Source organism: Erythrobacter sp. 3-20A1M, from assembly GCF_018636735.1.
Lineage (GTDB): Bacteria > Pseudomonadota > Alphaproteobacteria > Sphingomonadales > Sphingomonadaceae > Alteriqipengyuania.
In genome coordinates this window covers 2,330,317-2,347,056 of sequence record NZ_CP045200.1, presented here as the reverse complement: position 1 = coordinate 2,347,056, position 16,740 = coordinate 2,330,317, and the positions used below count along the sequence as shown (strand labels likewise).

Annotated in this window: 16 protein-coding genes; 6 read left to right on the top strand and 10 right to left on the bottom strand. The window is 65.7% G+C overall.

Annotated elements, in window-relative coordinates; genetic code table 11:
* Nucleotides 1–24: 24 nt before the first annotated feature.
* The 3 genes from F7D01_RS11530 to F7D01_RS11520 all read right to left on the bottom strand — a co-directional run bounded on the left by F7D01_RS11530 (nucleotide 25) and on the right by F7D01_RS11520 (nucleotide 2,370).
* Nucleotides 25–768 carry a Crp/Fnr family transcriptional regulator gene (locus tag F7D01_RS11530; RefSeq protein WP_215227694.1) on the bottom strand — a complete coding sequence of 248 codons (744 nt, stop codon included), beginning with the start codon at nucleotides 766–768 and terminating at the stop codon, nucleotides 25–27.
* Between the two features lie 63 nt (nucleotides 769–831).
* On the bottom strand, nucleotides 832–1,674 hold the full coding sequence (locus tag F7D01_RS11525; protein ID WP_215227693.1) for a sulfotransferase: 843 nt from the start codon (nucleotides 1,672–1,674) through the stop codon (nucleotides 832–834).
* A gap of 6 nt (nucleotides 1,675–1,680) precedes the next feature.
* The gene (locus F7D01_RS11520) at nucleotides 1,681–2,370 is read right to left on the bottom strand and encodes a Crp/Fnr family transcriptional regulator (RefSeq protein ID WP_251566786.1); all 690 of its coding nucleotides are present in this window, start codon (nucleotides 2,368–2,370) and stop codon (nucleotides 1,681–1,683) included.
* Nucleotides 2,371–2,561: 191 nt separating this feature from the next.
* Between F7D01_RS11520 and F7D01_RS11515 the strand changes: the two genes are divergently transcribed.
* Nucleotides 2,562–3,683 carry a glycosyltransferase gene (locus F7D01_RS11515; protein WP_215227691.1) on the top strand — a complete coding sequence of 374 codons (1,122 nt, stop codon included), beginning with the start codon at nucleotides 2,562–2,564 and terminating at the stop codon, nucleotides 3,681–3,683.
* Here F7D01_RS11515 and F7D01_RS11510 read toward each other — a convergent pair.
* The 3 genes from F7D01_RS11510 to F7D01_RS11500 are packed head-to-tail and all read right to left on the bottom strand — an operon-like array spanning nucleotide 3,590 to nucleotide 7,742.
* On the bottom strand, nucleotides 3,590–4,531 hold the full coding sequence (locus tag F7D01_RS11510) for a glycosyltransferase family 2 protein (protein ID WP_251566784.1): 942 nt from the start codon (nucleotides 4,529–4,531) through the stop codon (nucleotides 3,590–3,592). The two genes, F7D01_RS11515 and F7D01_RS11510, sit on opposite strands and share 94 nt — an antisense overlap.
* Nucleotides 4,528–5,667 (bottom strand): hypothetical protein, encoded by a 1,140-nt coding sequence (locus F7D01_RS11505; RefSeq protein ID WP_215227689.1) that lies wholly within the window; start codon nucleotides 5,665–5,667, stop codon nucleotides 4,528–4,530. The genes F7D01_RS11510 and F7D01_RS11505 overlap by 4 nt, the downstream gene beginning before the upstream one ends.
* Complete coding sequence (locus F7D01_RS11500; protein ID WP_215227688.1) at nucleotides 5,664–7,742, bottom strand: HAD-IIB family hydrolase; 2,079 nt, start codon at nucleotides 7,740–7,742, stop codon at nucleotides 5,664–5,666. Before F7D01_RS11500 ends, F7D01_RS11505 begins: the two co-directional genes overlap by 4 nt.
* A 101-nt stretch (nucleotides 7,743–7,843) precedes the next feature.
* Between F7D01_RS11500 and F7D01_RS11495 the strand changes: the two genes are divergently transcribed.
* Nucleotides 7,844–9,175: an MATE family efflux transporter gene (locus tag F7D01_RS11495; protein WP_215227687.1), complete on the top strand. Its 1,332-nt coding sequence runs from the start codon at nucleotides 7,844–7,846 to the stop codon at nucleotides 9,173–9,175.
* On the opposite strand, the gene F7D01_RS11490 is transcribed toward F7D01_RS11495, so the two are convergent.
* Complete coding sequence (locus F7D01_RS11490; RefSeq protein WP_251566781.1) at nucleotides 9,172–9,678, bottom strand: DUF421 domain-containing protein; 507 nt, start codon at nucleotides 9,676–9,678, stop codon at nucleotides 9,172–9,174. The two genes, F7D01_RS11495 and F7D01_RS11490, sit on opposite strands and share 4 nt — an antisense overlap.
* 195 nt (nucleotides 9,679–9,873) lie before the next feature.
* A complete protein-coding gene (locus F7D01_RS11485) occupies nucleotides 9,874–10,479 on the bottom strand; it encodes a DUF4142 domain-containing protein (RefSeq protein ID WP_215227686.1) in 606 nt (201 codons plus the stop codon).
* Nucleotides 10,480–10,650: 171 nt separating this feature from the next.
* Between F7D01_RS11485 and ettA the strand changes: the two genes are divergently transcribed.
* From ettA to F7D01_RS11470, 3 genes are all read left to right on the top strand, one after another.
* Nucleotides 10,651–12,330 (top strand): energy-dependent translational throttle protein EttA, encoded by a 1,680-nt coding sequence (gene ettA / locus F7D01_RS11480; RefSeq protein ID WP_215227685.1) that lies wholly within the window; start codon nucleotides 10,651–10,653, stop codon nucleotides 12,328–12,330.
* Nucleotides 12,331–12,607: 277 nt separating this feature from the next.
* Nucleotides 12,608–13,075 (top strand): hypothetical protein, encoded by a 468-nt coding sequence (locus F7D01_RS11475; RefSeq protein ID WP_251566779.1) that lies wholly within the window; start codon nucleotides 12,608–12,610, stop codon nucleotides 13,073–13,075.
* On the top strand, nucleotides 13,072–13,338 hold the full coding sequence (locus F7D01_RS11470) for an acylphosphatase (protein ID WP_215227683.1): 267 nt from the start codon (nucleotides 13,072–13,074) through the stop codon (nucleotides 13,336–13,338). The genes F7D01_RS11475 and F7D01_RS11470 overlap by 4 nt, the downstream gene beginning before the upstream one ends.
* A 196-nt stretch (nucleotides 13,339–13,534) precedes the next feature.
* Here the strand turns inward: F7D01_RS11470 and F7D01_RS11465 are convergent, their stop codons facing one another.
* Entirely contained in the window at nucleotides 13,535–14,848 is a 1,314-nt protein-coding gene (locus F7D01_RS11465) for a chloride channel protein (RefSeq protein ID WP_215227682.1), read from the bottom strand.
* Nucleotides 14,849–15,105: 257 nt separating this feature from the next.
* On the opposite strand from F7D01_RS11465, the gene F7D01_RS11460 reads away from it, so the two are divergent.
* On the top strand, nucleotides 15,106–16,122 hold the full coding sequence (locus F7D01_RS11460; protein WP_251566775.1) for an RcnB family protein: 1,017 nt from the start codon (nucleotides 15,106–15,108) through the stop codon (nucleotides 16,120–16,122).
* 63 nt (nucleotides 16,123–16,185) lie between these two features.
* On the opposite strand, the gene F7D01_RS11455 is transcribed toward F7D01_RS11460, so the two are convergent.
* A complete protein-coding gene (locus F7D01_RS11455; protein ID WP_215227681.1) occupies nucleotides 16,186–16,737 on the bottom strand; it encodes a cytochrome b in 552 nt (183 codons plus the stop codon).
* Nucleotides 16,738–16,740: the final 3 nt, after the last annotated feature.

Sequence of the window (16,740 nt, the reverse complement as noted above, 5' to 3'; positions counted from 1 at the left end):
AGCGGCCGCAGCCTGCCGCCTGCGTCAGCTCCAGTCCTCTTTCACCTTCAGCGGACCTTCGCCGTACAGGTAATCGGGATCGAACTTGGCATAGGCCTTCAGCCGGTCCCAGTCGTCGGTATAGAGATCGCCGCGCCGGATTTCCCCGATGCCCAGTTCCCGCAATTTGCCCACCGCGCGATTGGCATGGATCGCGCTGACCCCGCACATGTCGGCCATGTCGAATTGCGTGAACGGGGTCCTCAGCGCGCGCGTCACCGGGCGGCCGATCAGCGCGAGGCGCGCCTGAAGCTCCGCATAGAGATGCGCGATCCGCTGCGGCGCGTCGAGCTGTTCCAGCACCTGGATCCATTTACGATGGATCGCCGCGTCGAGCAGCGTCGCGAACCACATGGCGCGCGCCACACCGGGCCGGTCCCGCATGACGGTGCGCAAACTGTCGTGGCTGACGCAGCCTACCCTTACCGGGCCGGCTGTCACCACGTTGTGATCCAGTCGCTTTAGCGCGAAGCCATGCAGATCGACGAAATCGCCCGGGACATGCAGCCCGACGATGAAGCGACCGTCCTCGCTGTCGATCGATCGGAAGATATAGCCGTCGATCAGGATGGTGCTGCGTTCGGTCGGCGCACCGCGTTCCAGGATACGGGCCCCGTCCCCATGCTGTTCGACCGTCTCGACCAAATCCTCGATATAGCGAAGGTCGTCGAGGCTAAGATTGTCGCGAAGACGCCCCTTGAGAAAATCGCCCGTTCGCGGAAATTCCATATCTGGCCTGTTACCGCTCACTAACTCCATGCGGGCGCGATAAGCGGGAGGAGCAATTTCGGTCTATAGACGGATGTTAGCTTTCTGTTCTTTTCCGGTTTCCGCCGGATTGTCGTCCCTCGCTTCGTCCGGCTTCTCCAGAACGGCGAAGACCTCCTCGCGCACCTGCCGCAGCGGATGGGCGATGTGGGGGAGGAAGTTCTCGACCCCTCCTCCGGCGCGGTAACCCCAGCGGCGCATCCTGTGGTCGAGGTCCGCATCGAGCGCGACCGGCACCGCGTAATCGCGGTTGCCGTCCCTGACATCCAGCCGATCCGATTTGCCCGGCAGCGACAGAAAGGCGAGGAAAGCGCGCATCCACCGGTCGGGGCTACGAACGAAATCCTCGTACCGCAGGACGAGCGCGGAATGGAGGAAGGGCAGATCGTCGTACAGCCGTTCGTATGCCTCCACCCCGTAGCGCACGAGTTCATCGGTCGGCGTATCGGTCCATTTGGCCAGCGCCGCCGCCATGACCTGCGGATGACGCAGGACGATCACGAACTGGCAGGTGGGAAAGAGCTGCTGATACAGCCGCATCCGGGTGAGGTTGACCGGCGATTTTTCCAGCCACCACGGCTTCGCCGGATCGAACCACGGCGCCCAGTCCGCGAGCAGGCGCTCACGCGTCTCGAGCCGGTCGTAGCGCGAGCCCTCCACGTGCCGCTCCCGGGGATCGGTGGCGAAGCGACCGGGAATGCCATCCAAGGCCGTGTGCGGGATCGCACCCTGCAGATAGCAGCCTTCGTTTTCTGGAGCGGGCGAACCCTCTATCGCACTGACCTGCGGATGGGATGCGATCGCCCGCGCGATCAGGCTCGTTCCCGTGCGATGAAGCCCGGCGACGAAGACGAAGCGCGAGCGCACCCGGTCCTACATCCCGTCCCTGAGAGACAGCTCGCCTTCGCCGTAGAGGTAGTCTGGCGTGAAGCGCGCATATTCCTCCAGCCGCGCGCGATCCGGAATACGCACCTCGCCCCGCTGGAAATTCGCCAGCTCGTGCTTGCGCAATTCCGAAATCGCGCGATTGGTATGGATCGGCGTGGCGCCGCACATGTCGGCGAGGTCCGTCTGGCGCAGGGGCGTGCTGAAGCCGTCCGCCAGCCCCAACCCCACCATCTCCAGCCTGCGCCAGACCTCCGCAAAGACATGCGCGATCCGTTTGGGCGCGGTGAGCTGTTCCAGCTTCATGATCCATTCGCGATGCATCGCCGCATCGAGAAGGGTGGAAAACCAGAATAGCCGCGCCAGATGCGCGTTTTCCTGCATCACCTGCGTAATCTTCTCATGCGGCACCCGCCCGATCTTGGCCGGCCCGATGCAGTCGATGTTATGATCGAGCCGCTTCAGCGCGAAGCAATGCAAATCCACGAAATCGCCGGGCACATGGAAGCTGACCGCATAGCGACGCCCCTCGGTTTCGAGCGTGCGCAGCATGAAGCCTTCTATCAGGATCGTAGAGTGTTCGCACTGGCCGCCGCGCGCGATGATCCGTTCGCCATCTTCCGCCTGCCGCGTATCGCCGACGAGGCTTTCCAGCTGCTGCTTTTCCTCCTCGGACATATCGTGGCGCAATCGGCCGGCAAGAAACCGCCCGGTATTGGGGTATCGCGCCAATTCCCCCTGCAAATCCATCTCGCGCTTCTCCTGCAAACCCGCGCCCATGCCTATCGCGGAACATGAATGTTAGCTTGGTCGCCGGCCAGCGTCACCGCCCGTTCCATACATATGCAGTTCGATAACCATGGCTACCCGTGAAGATCGCCGTCCTAGCTCATATTCGTAATGCCATCGCCGAGCCGTTCAATGGGGGGATGGAGGCGCATTGTCACCTGCTGTGTCGCGGCCTGCGCGATGCAGGCCACGAGGTTGTGCTGTTCGGCGCGCGCGGATCGCAGGACGAGGGGCTGTTCGAGATCTGCGCCGCTCCCTACGACCGGGTCCTCCCCTGGGCACGCTATCGCGGAACGAGCGAGCTGGCCGCGTATCAGCGCACCGCGTTCGAGCGTGCGCTGCTCGCCATCATGGCGGGCGAGTTCGACGTGGTGCACAACAACTCGCTGTTTCCCGACATCATGACCTGGTGCACCAATGCCGGGATCGCCTGCGTCACGTCGCAGCATGTCCCCCCCTTCGGCGCGATGTTCGATACCGTGCAGAAAGTGGTGCGCTACCCCAATACCCGGATCACCGTAACGTCCGATCACCAGCGCGCCCTGTGGGAATCGCGCGGGTGTGCGGGCCTGCACGTCGTCTCGAACGGGGTGGACGTCGACCACTGGCAGCCCGGCCCGGCGCGCGAGGATCACTTTATCTGGGTGGGACGCATCGTGCCCAACAAGGGGCTTGCGGAAGCGGTGGCGGCGGCGCGGATCGCCGGGGCGAAGCTGCGCATCTTCGGCCCGATCGAGGATGCCGGTTATTTCGCCGACCGGGTCCAGCCGTTCCTGTCCGACGGAATCGAATATCACGGACACGGTTCGATGCAGGACCTGCGAGCCGAGGTCGGTCGCGCGCAGGGGGCGCTCGTCACCCCGCTCTGGGATGAACCGTTCGGCCTGGTCGCGGCGGAGGCGCTGGCATGCGGCACACCGGTCGCCGGGTTCGACCGGGGTGCGCTGGGCGAGGTAGTGGGGGATTGCGGCGTGCTGGTTGCCAGTGGCGACACAGCAGCATTGGCCCATGCCATGACGCAACTGCAGTCGATCGACCGCGACGCGTGTCGGCAACGGGTGCTCGAGCGATTTTCCATCGCCGCGATGATCGCCGGCTACGAAGAGTGTTACACCGCCGCCATCGAGGGGGCGCGGCGCGTATCGCTGCCCCGGCTGGCCTGGTCCTCCAACTGGCCGAGGACCAACGCGCTGCTCGCATAGGGTTGATCCTCCTGCTGCCGGGTGAGCGCCAGATGATGCGCGCTCGGCTCGCGCAGCTTGACCCAGCCGCCCCGCCCATCCGGCTCGATCAGGCCCATCAAGCGAAATGCGCGCAGCCAGTGCTGCATCGTCGGTTCGCCCCATTTGTCCGCAAAGACCGCCGCATTGGCGAGCACGCTGTCGAGATGGTGAACCGGCGGCATGTGATGGGGGTGATACTGGTGATAGGCCTTGGCCCCGCGCGCCCACCATATCGGTATCCCGCGCGACGATAGCGTGCGCCCGAAATCGGTGTCCTCCCCCCCGTACCCGACATAGCGCGGATCGAACCCTCCCTCTTGCGCAAACGTAGCGGCGCACAGCGCGAAATTAAGCGACCAGAAACAGCGGTAATCCCGGCATTCGCCCAGCTGAGCGATCGGCGGGCCGGCCCTTTCGGAATGCTTCACCGCCACCCGCTGGAACCGCTCGAAGTCGATCCCGCCGTCGGTGGCACCCTTGGGCAGATAGCCGACTTCCCCCATCAGCACGCCCTCGCGCAGTTCCGCCGCCGCGGCATAGTCCGCCACCAGTTCGGGATCGGGGATGCAATCCACATCGAGGAAGACGAGCAATTCGCCCCGTGCCTCTCGCGCCGCCGCATTGCGCGCTTCGGCCAGGCAGATGCCGCCTTCGCCCAGCATGATCTGCCGCACCGGAAAATCGGTCGGCGGGAGGTCGTAGGCTTGGCCCTGCATGACCGCGACGACCAGTTCGCACGGCGCGCGCCGCGACCGCGAAAGCCCCTGCACGAGATTGCGCAGATGCGCCGCCCGTCCATGGGCCAGGGTACAAACCGATATCGTCACGCCACCACCTCCAGCGGCGGATGCGGTGGCGCGCCGCGCCACAGGCGCTGCGCCGTCTCGTCGAGCCATGCGGCTGCGTCGGCCGCCGGATCGTCGGCGATGACCGCGCGCTGGCGCTCGGGATCGATCAGGCGGGCCGCCGCCCACAGTTTCTCCCACCCCGCCGCGTGCGCGGGCCAATGGCGCGCGACCGCCGCCAAGCCTTCTCGGTCGAGCACTTCAGCCTTGCAGACCTGTTCGTCGAAATAGCGCCATTCGGGCACGGCGATCCAGGGCTTGCCTGCGGCCAGGATCATGTGAACGGTGGTATTGCCGCAGGACGAAACCACACGGTCGGCAGCGGCGATCCAGTCGCGCGGATTGTCGACCCAGCCGCGATGGTCGAGATTGCCCGGCGGCGTCTCGTGCCATTCGCTCCGCACCTGGCCGATCGTCACCCACAGCGTATCGGGTTCGGCCCGTGCACCCAGCGTCAACGGCGCGGTCGGCGTGCCTTCCCCACCACCGCCGGCGACGACCAGAACCAACTCCCGGTCCGGGTCGATACCCAGCCGCTGGCGCGCGTCCTCACGGGTCGGGAAGGGTCGGCAATCGACCCCCACACCGGACGCATAATGGCTCTTGTCGCGCAGCCGCTGGGGGCGATCCCGCTGCTCCAGGCTGGCGGCATAGGGGGCCAGCAGACCGACCGCGCTTTCATATGCCGCCATGTGGCCCGGATCGCCACGCTCGCCATGCTGCAGCACCGCGACATGGGGCACGGAGCACAGCCGGGCGAAGTGCCCCAGCTCGGCGGACACGTCCGTCACGAACAGGGCAGGCCGTTCTTCTGCAAACCACCGGGCGATATGCGCGAAGGCTTGCGTGATGTTCGGCCAACCGACCGGCGCGCAATGCACCGTTTCGGGCATCGGTAGCGAGGCCATCGCGGGCGCTTCGCGGCCCGATGGTTCGAACAGCGAAGGAATGCGCTCTATCCGGATACCGCTCTTCAATTCGGGGAAGATGTCGTCGCGGGCACAGAACAGGGTGACGGGACGCAGGTCGATAAGCCGGTTGGCGATCGCCGCCGCCCGCTCCGCATGGCCGCGCCCTTGGTGGTGGACGAAATAGCCAACCGGCCGTGCACCCTTCATGCCACTTCCCTCGCGCTTTCGCGTTCGCGCTCGCCACGCCTTCTCGCGCGATATTGCATCAGCACGCCTTCCAGTGCGCCACCACCATGCCGACGGCGTGCGAGATAGACATTGGCCCGGTCCGCCAGCTCGGCGATTTCGGGGGCGTAATTGCCGACCAGGATCGCGTTCGCGCAAGCCGTCAGCATGTCGGCGTCGTTGCCGCTATCCCCGGCTGCGAAGACCTGCAGCGGGTCGATGGAAAGGCGATTGGCGACATGGTGCATCGCCGCCGCCTTTCCAGCGCGCGCGGGCAATATATCCAGCAGCCGCTCGTGGCTGAAGACCACACGGGCCGATAGGCCGACCTCGTCGAGCCGGGCGCGAACCTTCTGCACCAGGTCCGCACCCGCGGCGTAATAGCTGCGCTTGAAATCGCGTTGTTCGTGCATGGCCTGGGGGGCAAGACCCTCGATATCCCGCAGCGCGGAGCTGATCGCCGCCGGTTCCCAGCCCGCCTCTATCTCGCGCGAGAAGCTTTCGTCGCGCACGAGATCGCCGTCGGCTCGCTCGAAATATATCTCGGTCCCGACCGAGGTAATCCACGCGTCCGGGCGGGGAAGCGCCCAGTCCCGCACCAGTCGCCGCGCTTCGACGATCGACCGCCCGGTCGCGACGACGAAACCGAAATCGCTGCGCCGATGGAGAAAGCGTGAGAAGCGCCCCGCCCCCTCGCCGCAGCCCGTCAGCGTATTGTCGAGATCGCTCACCACCAGCCGTGTCCGCACCCGCGATCTGCGCGGTTCACCCCGGCGCAGGACGTCACGGGCGAGGTCCACGAACCGCGCGGCATAAGCATCCCAGTTCATCGCCAGCGAATTGGTGCGACCGTTGTGCGAATAACGCGCCCACAGCGCGTGGTCCGAAACCAGTCGCTCGATCGCGGCACCGATGTCCTCCGTCGAGCGCGGATCGACCAGAATGCCGTGATCGAGTTCGGCGAGTATGTCCTGCGGTCCGCCGTTCCGCGTCGCCACCACAGGCAGGCCGTGCGACGCCGCCTCGACCAGCGTCAGGCCGTAAGGCTCGGTCAGGGCAGGATTGACGAACACGCCCCCGGTCCGGGCGGCGAGCCGGTACAATTGCTCCACCTGCTGGCGGGTATGCGTTTTCGGGTAGGCTACGCTGCCGTAAAGGTCGTGCGCGTCGACCGCGTTGACGATGTCGCCCAGCACGCCTGCCTGTTCCGGTTCGCCACAGCGCAAGTGCGACCTGAGCCCGGCCAGGATCACGAGGTTGCAATTCTCGCGCAGATACGGCGACCGCCCGAAAGCCTCCACCAGCCGGACCAGGTTCTTCTTGCGCACCGGCCGGGCGATCGCCAGCACCATCGGTTTGGCCAAATCGCGCAATTGCCGGGATACGAGATCGAGCGCGGCGGATACCTCATCGCTCGGGCTCGGTCGATCGATGCCGGGGATCAGCCGGTGAATCCGGCCCACGCGCGCACCGGGATAGACCGTCAGCTGCCGCTCGCATTCGTCGCACGACGATCCGATGACCGCCCTCGCCGCCGCGATCGCGCGGTCCTCCTCCACGATCCGGCCCTGCAGGGCGGACGACGGCTCACCGGTGGCCTTGAGCTTGTCCATGCCGAGCGAGTGCGCCGTATAGACGAAGGGGATGCCCAGTTCCTTCTCCACCTGTATCGCGACATCGGCGGCGTCGGCGAAATGGGCGTGGATCAGATCGGGCAGCCGCTCGCGCCCGCGCAGGTCGGCTATGAAAGCGCGGGTAAAGGCGGCCCGATCCGCGCCCAGCGCTTCCTTCGCGAGATAGCGCGGGTTGCCGCTGTCGATCCGCCGGACGACCAGATTGGGCCCCAGCCATTCCTCGCCGCTCGCATGTATGCCGCCGAGTTCGGGTGCATCGAACCTTCGCGTGACGATCTCGGCCAAATCCACGTCCGCGCGGCGGGCAAGAGCCGACATCTCGCCCAGAATATAGGTGATATGGCCCCCGGTATCTTCGGTAATTCCGTAACGAACCGGCTCCCCTTTGAGGCAACCGCCCAATGCCAGCGATACGATGTGCAAACGGTGTCCCCCGGTAAAATGCCGGTTAGAAACGGGTGGCCCCGGCGATCTCTCCCGAACAAATATTTGTTTAGCCTCGCGGATGATCATATTGGCCGGCGATGACCGGCGCATCCTCCCCCTCGTTTCGAGCCGGCACCATCTGGGCGATCACGCTGCCCGCGATGGTCACCAATGTGGCCACCGCGCTGATCGGCGTGGGCGACATGTGGATCGTCGGGCGGTTGGGCGATGCACCGACGCAAGGGGCGGTCGACATCGGCGCGCGGCTGTTCGCGATGCTGTTCACGGTGATGAATTTCCTGAAGACCGGGACCACCGGTCTGGTCGCGCAGGCCGGAACGCGGGTCGGCGAGCGCGAGCAGGCCGCCGTCCTGTTGCGCGGGCTGACCATCGGCCTCATCATCGCGTTGCTGCTGCTGCTGGCGAAACCGATGCTGCTGCCCGCACTACTCGACGTGCTCGGCGCTCGGGGAGAGGTGCTTGTCGCGGCGCGCAGCTATTCGTCGATCCGATACTGGGCGGCACCCGGCGTCATGCTGAACCTCGCGCTGGTCGGCTTTCTCGTCGGTCGGCGGCGGATGACCGCAGTCCTGCTGTTCGAAGTCGGCTACAATCTCGTCAACGTGGCGCTGGGCCTGTGGTTCGTGCTCTCGCTCGGCTGGGGGATCGAAGGGATCGCTTGGTCCAGCCTGATTGCCGAATATGTAAAGCTGGTGGCGGTCGGCGGGTTCGTCTTCGCGCGGATGGGCGGCCCGGTACTGGTGGCGCAGGCGCGCGACAGGTCGGTCTTGCAATGGGACGCGATGCGCCGGTTCCTCTCGGTCAATCGCGATCTGTTCCTGCGCACGGTGGTGTTGATGGTGGCGCTTGCCGCCCTCACCCGGCTGTCCGCGGAGCGCGGCGTGGTGACGCTCGCCGCGAACGGCATCATGTACCAGCTCTTCGTGGTGACCGCGCTGCTGCTCGACGGGTTCGAGAACGCGGCGCAGGTGCTGAACGGAGAGCGGGCGGGCGACGACGACCGGGATGGGTTCGCCGCCGCGCTGCGGGCGATCCTGATCCGCGGTTTCGGCACGGCGGCACTGGTCGCGCTCGGCTTTGTTATTCTCGCCGACCCGATCCTGGCCAGCTTCGCCGCCACAGATGAGGTCACCGTAGCCGCGCAGGCCCTCGCACCGTGGCTGATCGTCATCCCCTTCGCCGGGGTCGCCAGCTTCGTATTCGACGGGGCGTTCGTCGGCGCGAGCTGGACCCGCGCGTTGCTCCTGTCGATGGTCGGTGCCACTGCCGGATACGCGCTGGCGCTATGGCTGAGCTGGCCGCTGGGTAATAACGGACTGTGGCTGAGCTTCTGCCTGTTCCTGGCGCTGCGGGCGGCGCTGCAGGCAGCGCTGCTTCCCCGACTGCTGCGCCGGGGGTTCGCGCGCTAGCCGCGATCGACGCGGGTCACGTTCTCGATCAGCGTCTCGTCCAGCGTATCGCCGTGCAGGACCGACACATCGCCGGTCGTTTCCAGCACGACCGCACGCACCTTGCCGAAATCGAGCACATTCGCCTCGCGCAATTTCGCAATCAGATCGCTTTCCGCCATGCGAGTCTTCGCCAGTGCGTCGTGGAGAATCTTGCCGTCCCGCATCACAAGCGTGGGGGCGTTCTGCATCAGGCTTTCGACCTTCTCGTGCGACCGCCGCAGATATGCCGCGGTGGCCTGCGTTATGAACAGCCCGACCATCGCCAGGCATGCCTGGGCGAAGCCCTTCCACTCGGTCGCCTGCGCCGCGCCCGCCAGCAGCGAGCCGAGGGCGACCGTCATCACGAAATCGAAATTCGTCATCTTCGACAGCGAACGCAGCCCGTTCAGCCGGACCAGCACCACGACCCAGACCAGCGCGACGGATGCAAGCACCAGAGAGCGCAGGATCAGGTCCCACATTGTATCGGATACGAAGATATTGTTTCTCCCTGTCTTTCCCGGGGATCAATCCGCATCGTCGGGAATGGGTCCCAGCCAGACGGCGAGAATGCAGATCACCTGCGGCCACACCGCCACGTTCGGCAGGCCAGCGGCGGGCGGGAGGGTATCGGCAAGCGCGCGGTGCGGTAATCCACCGCGCGCCTTGCCAAGTTCCTAGCTGCTCTTCTGCAGCTTCTCAGCCGTATCGAGGTGCTTCTGCAGCGTCGGCACCGTCTGCTCGGCCAGGCCGGTCACCGGGGCGGGATCGCTGCTCTTCGCCTCTTCCTGATAGGCGGCAATGTCCTTTTTGTGATCCTTCACCATGGCATCGACGAACGCCTTGTCGAACTCCGCGCCGGACAGGCCCTGCAGGCGCTTGTACACCTCGTCTGCCTCGGCCTTCGTTTCCTGCGTCACGGGCACGTTCATCGATTTCGCCAGCGTCGCCACCTTGTCCATGTGCGCGCCGTGATCGTTGACCAGCATCGTGCCGAAATCCTTCACGCCCTGCGTCGCGCCCTTTTCGGCGGCCAGCTTGCCGACGCGGACTTCCGAATTGTCGCCTTTCATCGCGTCGGTCAGGAACTGGGTCGTGTGCGCATCGGCCGTCATGCCGGCGGTTTCGGCAGTGGTGGCGGGCGCGGCCGCATTATCCATCATCGCACCGGTGGTCGCCGTCGTATCCGCAACGGGCGTATCCGTGGCCGCGTTATCGCCGCAGGCGGCAAGGGAAAGCGCCGCAGCGCCGGTCATCAGATAGAGTGCAAGTGACTGTTTCATCGCGAGGTCTCCGGTTCCTCCGCCCCGGAATCCGCAATGAGCATCATCGCGCTTCGTTCCGCACCGTCGCATTCTCCCTGGCAGTGCACGCATGCTTGCCCCCGCGCCTCTCGCCCCCTATCTGGCGCGGCAAACCTCTCCAGCGACAAACCAATCCGAAGGACCCCTGCGATGGCCGCGCAATACGCCTATGTCATGAAGGACATGACCAAGACCTTCCCCGGTGCCCCCAAGCCGGTGCTGGCGAACATCAACCTGCAATTCTACCAGGGCGCGAAGATCGGCATCGTCGGGCCCAACGGCGCGGGTAAATCGACGCTGATGAAGATCATGGCCGGGATCGACACCGATTTCGCGGGTGAGGCATGGCCGGGCGAAAACATCACCGTCGGCTATCTGCCGCAGGAGCCAGAGCTCGACGAGAGCAAGACCGTGCTCGAAAACGTGAAGGACGGCGCGCGCGACGTCGCCGACATGGTCGACCGCTTCAACGCGATCAGCGCGGAGATGGGCGACCCGCAGGACGACACCGATTTCGATGCCCTGATGGAAGAGATGGGCACGCTGCAGGAGAAGATCGACGCGGTCGACGGCTGGACGCTCGACAACCAGCTCGAAATCGCCATGGAGGCGCTGCGCTGCCCGCCCGGCGACTGGCCGGTGAACGACCTGTCGGGCGGTGAGAAGCGCCGCGTGGCCCTGACCCGCCTGCTGATCCAGAAGCCGTCGATCCTGTTGCTGGACGAACCGACCAACCACCTCGACGCCGAAAGCGTCCAGTGGCTCGAAACGCACCTCGCCGAATATGCCGGCGCCGTGCTGATGATCACCCACGATCGCTACTTCCTGGACAATGTCGTGGGCTGGATTCTGGAGCTCGATCGCGGCTCTTACTATCCCTATGAAGGCAATTATTCGACCTATCTGGAGAAGAAAGCGAAGCGGCTGGAGCAGGAAAGCCGCGAGGAAAGCGGGCGGCAGAAGTCGCTCGCGCGCGAGCTGGAATGGATCCGGCAGACGCCCAGCGCCCGCCAGACGAAGTCCAAGGCGCGTATCCGGAAGTTCGAACAGTTGCAGGACAGTGCCAACGATCGCAAGCCGGGCAAGGCGCAGATCGTGATCCAGGTGCCCGAACGGCTTGGCGGCAAGGTGATCGAGGCGAAGAACATCACCAAGGCCTATGGCGACAAGCTATTGTTCGAGGACCTGTCCTTCATGCTGCCGCCGGGCGGCATCGTGGGCGTGATCGGTCCCAACGGCGCGGGCAAGTCCACCCTGTTCCGCATCATCACCGGGCAGGAGGAGCCGGACAGCGGCAAGCTGGAAATCGGCGACACCGTGCATCTGGGCTATGTCGACCAGAGCCGCGACGATCTGACCGCGTCGAACAACGTGTGGGAGGAGGTCTCCGACGGTCTCGACTACATGAAGGTCAACGGCCACGACGTGTCGACCAGGGCCTATGTCGGTGCGTTCAACTTCAAGGGGCAGGACCAGCAGAAGAACGTCGGCAAGCTGTCGGGCGGCGAGCGCAACCGCGTGCACATGGCCAAGATGCTGAAGAACGGCGGCAACGTCCTGCTGCTGGACGAGCCGACCAACGACCTCGACGTGGAAACGCTGGGCGCGCTGGAGGAAGCGATCGAAAACTTCGCCGGCTGCGCCGTGGTCATAAGCCACGACCGCTTCTTCCTCGACCGCCTCGCCACCCACATCCTCGCCTTCGAAGGCGACAGCCATGTCGAGTGGTTCGAGGGCAATTTCGAAGCCTACGAAGAAGACAAGCGCCGCCGCCTGGGCGACGCGGCGGATCGCCCGACGCGGTTGCAGTACAAGAAGCTGACGCGGTAAGGCTCGACGGGCGCGTGCCCGGCGCGCGCCCCATTACTGTCGAGAGAAATCCGGGTTAACTTGTTTCCCTCCCGTCACCCCGGACTTGATCCGGGTCCAGCTTCTTCCTCCCGATGCCGGAAGCGAACCTCATCCCGGCTCGTTGGCCGGGATCACGAAGGGGAGAGGTTGTCCCTCCAGCTCGACCCAACGGAAGTTAGCCTCGGAACCATCCCCCTCTCCGCCGCCTCTCTCGGGCATGGGGCATTTCTTCTCAAAGTATCGCATCTGGCCGATCGTGGCCTTTCTGTTCATCTGCGGCCTTGGCTTCGGGGCGCGCCAGGCTATCGGCACCGTCTATGGCGGAGCCGACGCGGCGCAGCTGTTGGAGGCGCTGTCGCGTGCCGGGCTCTATCTCGGCTCAGCGGTGGCGACGGCTTCTGCCACCACGCTGGCGCTGATGCTGACGCTGGTCGGGATGATCCGGCGGGCGGAGACCGAGTTCGATACCGAGGCCTACACCCGCGTCATCCTGATCGCGCGCATGTCCACGATCACGCTGATGAGCAGCTTGATCATGCTGCTCGCCTTCGTCTTCCCCGTTGGCGAGTTCGATGCCCTCCCCACCGACTGGTACGGCCTTCTGTACGAGGGGCTGTTCGCCGCCACCGTGCTGACCGTGGCGCTGCTCGCGGCGACCGTGCTGGTGGTCTACATGACGCTTGAGCACGTGATCCGCGGCGTAACACCGGGTGACAATCTGTGACCGCGCGGCGCGTGATTCTGCATGGCAGGGTGCAAGGGGTGTTCTACCGCGACTGGACGGTGGAGACGGCGCGCGGGCTGGACCTCGTGGGTTGGGTCCGCAACCGCTCAGACGGGACGGTCGAGGCGCATCTGGAGGGCGAGCGCGACGCGATCCGTCGGATGATCGAGGCGATGCATGCCGGCCCGCCCCGCGCGAACGTCGACCGGATAGAGGAGAGCGCGGCAGACGAGGAGGGGCTGGCGACGTTCGAACGACGCTAAGCCCGATCTCCGCACGTTTTCCTACTACGCCGCCACGGGCTAGTCTCACCGGATGGCCCCGTTACCCTTCAGCCTAGCGGAATTTTCGAGCGCGTCCCGAACCCTATTGGAAGGCGCGCATCCGAGGGCTGTTTTCCCGCCCCAGGACACTGTTCCAAGTGTTCCATCCTGTAGGGTTTGGCGGGATGGCGAGCGCTTATCGCGCGGGCGCGGAAACCGGCGCGAATCCCTTCGCCAGCGCGTGGTACAGGCGTTCGCGGCAGACCATGCCGCCCGCCCAGTCGCCGATCAGGGCGGTGGCGAACAGCGGCAGGATGGCGGAGCTGGTCCCCGTCGCCTCGCTGAGAATGATGACCGCGGTCAGTGGCGCGCGCACGACGCCGGTGAAGTACCCGCCCATGCCGATCAGCACGATGATCCCGGCCTTGTCGGCCGGGAACAACGGCGTCAGCAGCTCTCCGAAGCCCGCCCCCACCGCCAACGAGGGGGCGAAGATGCCGCCCGGAATGCCGCTGGCGCTGGTCGCGAGTGCCGCGATGAACTTCGCCGGACCGAACCAGTATTCGCCCGCGCCGCCTTCCAGCAGCATGCGCGTCGGTTCGTACCCCGTGCCCGACGTGACGCCGTCGGTAACGAAACCCAGCACGCCCACGATCACGCCGCAGACCAGTGCGGTGGTCAGCGGCTTCTTGCCGAACCGCGCGGTGAAGCGCCCGCCCGGCCCGCGCAGGGCAAGCAGCGAACGCGAGAACGCCCCGCCCAGCATCCCGCCGATCACCCCGGCCACCGGCGCCGCTATCAGCACCGATGTGAGCGGCAGCCCGCCGGTGATCTGCCCGAAATATACGTAATTGCCCGCCAGCCCCTGGCTCGTCAGGCCCGAGATCATGACCGCACCCATGACCAGGATCGCCACGCGTTGCTCGTAAGCCACCGCCAGTTCCTCGATCGCGAAGGCGATTCCCGCCAGCGGCGTGTTGAACGCGGCGGCGACGCCCGCCGCGCCGCCCGCGATATAGACGCCGGAGGTGGAAGGAACGCGGAAGAAGCGATGCACCTGCACCATGATCGCCGCCCCCAGCTGCACCGTGGGGCCTTCGCGCCCGACCGAGCCGCCAGCCAGCAGCGCGCCCAAAGTCAGCACCACCTTGGCCAGTGCGGTGCGCAGGGAGACCAGCCGGCGGGAGGTGCGGCGCAGCGGCTTGCGACTGGCGGCGATCACCTGCGGGATGCCCGATCCCCGCGCCTGCGGGGCGTAGCGGAAGGTCAGCGCCGCGATCCCCACGAACATCGCCGGGGTCAGCACCAGATGGACCCAGCGCGAATGGTTTGTAACCTCGGTGAACAGGCGATTGGCCCAGTCGCCCGCCCATGCGAAGCCCATCGCGACCAGTGCGATCAGCACCGCGCTGACGAGCGTGGCGGCCCTACGGCTCCAGTCTTCGGGCCGGATCAGCTCGCTCGGCACCTTCGCGTTGAATTCGGTATCGAAGGGCCGGGGGAGTTTCATGCGCGCCCCCCTTATGCCCCGGCAGGGCGGTCGTCCACCCGTGAGAACCGTTCCATATCGCCCGCGATCGAATGGACGGTACGGTCGGTTCGGAAACATCAAGCAAACGGGGACGAAACTGCACAAGCGTTCATCTTTTGCCATCTAAACCTGAACGATGCCCTTTGAGACGGTTCAGTTTCGGGTCACTTGGTTATCCATAGTTTGATAACCATCGAAGACGGCGCAGGGTGGGCTGGCAGAGCGAAGGGATACGTATGATGAGCCTGAAATTCCTGACCAATACCGTGGGCGCATCGGCCCTCGCCCTTGCCGTGTCCCTGACCGGGCTGGCCTCGACGGCCCATGCCGCGGACCGGCCCGATCGCCCGAGCGAACGCCTGGAACAGAGAGTGGAGCGCCGGGCTGCGCCGGACCGGCCGCAGGCCCGTCCGGATCGTTCGGCACGGTCGAGCTCACGGGCTTCGCAGGCGCCCGAGCGCCCCACCTTCCGCACCCCTTCGCGCTCGACCGTCGATCGCGTGGACGTACGGCGCAGCAGTGCGGCCGATCGCGGTCGCCCCGTGGGTGTCGACCCCCGCCGCAACGGCTCCGTAGATTACAACCCGGTCCGGCAGGTCCAGGCTCGCCGTGACGCTTACGACGCCCGCCGCGATCGGGAAGAAGCGGCGCGCCAGCGCCAGGTCACGCCCGCCGAGCAGCGTTTCCGCGAGCAGCGCACCGCCCGATACGGCAATCGCGAGGACCGGCGCGACAACCGGTACGATCGACGTAACGACCGCCGGGACGACCGGGCGGACCGCCGCGACAATCGCCGGGACGGACGCTATGACCGTCGTGACGATCGCCGGGATGGCCGCTACGACCGGCGCGACGATCGGCGGGACTGGCGTAACGACCGGCGCGACAATCGCCATGACTGGCGCAACGATCGGCGCGACGGACGTTACGATCGCGACCATCGCAGCTGGAACCGGGGCTGGCGCTCCGACCGGCGGTACAATTGGCAGTATTATCGCAACGCCCATCGCAACCAGTATCGGCTCGGCCGGTATTACGCGCCCTATCGCGGCTATTCCTATCGCCGGTTGAACATCGGGTTCCGGCTCGGCAGCCTGTTTTTCGGCAGCCGCTACTGGATCAACGATCCGGCCTATTACCGCCTGCCGCCCGTTTACGGCCCCTATCGCTGGGTGCGGTATTACGACGACGCCCTGCTGGTAAACACCTACACCGGCCAGGTGGTGGACGTGATCTACTCGTTCTTCTGGTAGGACGCAGCCGACAAGGCACCCGAGACCCCGCCGGTTCGCGCCGGCGGGGTTCTTCGTCTCCGCTCAGACCCGGCCGAAGGGCAGCATGCGGAAAATCCCGCCGTCCCGGTCGAAGAAGGTGTGCTTCAGCGCGCCCAGCACATGCAGGATCACCAGGATCATCAGGAAACTGCCGCCGGTGGCGTGAAGCTCGAAGATCTGGCCGCCCAGTTCCTTGTTCGCTCCCACGGGAAGCGCGGGAATGGTGAACAGGCCGAACATGTCGATCGCCTTGCCGCCCAGAGAATTCGCGATCCACGCGCCCAGCGGCAACGCGATCAGGAGGATGTAGAAGACCACATGGGTGGTTCGGGCGAGGATGCGCTCCCAGCTCGCATAGTTCTGCGGCAGGCGCGGAAGCGGCGTGGTTAGCCGCAGCGCGAGGCGGGCGAGCGTGAGCGCCAGGATCGAGATGCCGATCGCCTTGTGATATCCGAACAGCTCGCCCGCCGCCGCCCCGCCGACATCGTGCGCGCGTTCGGCGAGATACCAGTTCGCGATCACCAGCGCGGCGATCAGCCAGTGGAAAAACATCGCCCCTGCCGAATAACGCTTCTTCACGCTCGATACTTCCATGTG